This window comes from Pararhizobium sp. P1_E7 (assembly GCF_056405855.1).
Genome location: NZ_JBFUBH010000209.1, coordinates 1 through 1334, shown reverse-complemented (window position 1 = coordinate 1334; position 1334 = coordinate 1). Strand labels below are relative to the sequence as shown.

The 1334-nt window shown below is 60.7% G+C and carries 2 protein-coding genes; both read right to left on the bottom strand.

Going from position 1 to position 1334, the window contains the following annotated elements; genetic code table 11:
- Positions 1-784: SLC13 family permease (locus AC1D17_RS28975; protein WP_477568636.1), on the bottom strand; the 784-nt coding region annotated here is incomplete at its 3' end.
- A gap of 94 nt (positions 785-878) precedes the next feature.
- Positions 879-1334, bottom strand: a 456-nt coding sequence (locus AC1D17_RS28970; protein WP_477568635.1) for an AMP-binding enzyme, incomplete at its 5' end; no start/stop codon positions are given.

Below are 1334 nucleotides of genomic sequence, written 5' to 3'. Positions count from 1 at the left end.
GGCCGATCAGCGTGACGATTCTCTCATTGTTCAGGCGCAACGTCGACGCGGTATCGCCGACCGTCCCGTAGGTGTGCTCCCTGATCGGCTTCGCCGGCGTTCCACCATGCCCTCTGATTGAAGCAGACACCCCTTCCGGATGCAGGTCAGGCAGTGGCCCGGACGATGCGGGGCCCTGCTTCATCACCTTTGCGCCGCCGAAAACGAAAAAGACCAGCACGGCGATCGCCAGATTGAAGAAGAAGCTGGAGAGGAACAGGGACGTCGGTGCAAAAGGCAGGCCGGCCTTTGCAACGATCTGGTTGGTGATTCCGCCATAGATGCTGATCGGCGAGAAGCCACCCGCCTGCGCACCATGGATCACCATCAGGCCCATCATCACCGGGTGAATGCGGTATTGCACGGCAAAGCTCAGCGCGACCGGCGCCAGGATAGCGACCGCCGCAGGCCCCAGAGCCCCGAATCCGGTGATGACAGCGGCGACGAGAAACATCACCCAGGGAATGAGACCGATCCGCCCGCGCACCAGCCGCACGGCACATTCGACGAGCCAGTCAATCGTGCCGTTGATCTGCGCGATGGCGAACAGATAGGTGACGGCGACCAATGTCAGGAACAAATCACTGGGAAAGCCCGCGAAAATATCGCTGGTCTTCATCCCGATGATCAGGGAGCCGAGCACGAAAGCGCCGGCGAATGCCAGAGCCCCCATGTTGATCGGCTGGATCGTTGCTATGATGAACATTGCGACGAGCATGCCTATGGACAGTATTTCGATACCCATGATTCCCCTCCCTCCGACGCCTCCCGCGCCGTAGTTGTTGTTTTCAAGATTGATGCGGGATGCCGCGGCCCTCCTCCCAGAGGGCGCGGTGGCCTTACGTCCTGGCGTACAGATCGGCGTATTGCTGCCTCAGGACGTTTTTCTGGACCTTGCCCATCGTGTTGCGCGGCAGGTCGTCGGTAAAAATGATGCGCTTTGGCTGCTTGTAGCGCGCGAGACGGTCCTGGAGTGCCGCGACGATCGCCTTTTCATCGATGCTCGCGCCGGGCTTGCGCACGACGATGGCCGTCACGCCTTCGCCGAAGTCCGGATGCGGCACGCCGATCACGGCACTCTCGATCACGCCGTCGATCAGGTCGATCTCGCCCTCGACCTCTTTCGGATAGATGTTGTATCCGCCCGAAATCACGAGGTCCTTTCCGCGACCGACGATGTGGATATAACCGTCGCGATCGATCTTGCCGAGATCGCCGCTGATGAAGAAGCCGTCGGTGGTGAATTCGGCCGCGGTCTTCTCCGGCATGCGCCAGTAGCCCTTGAAGACGTTCGG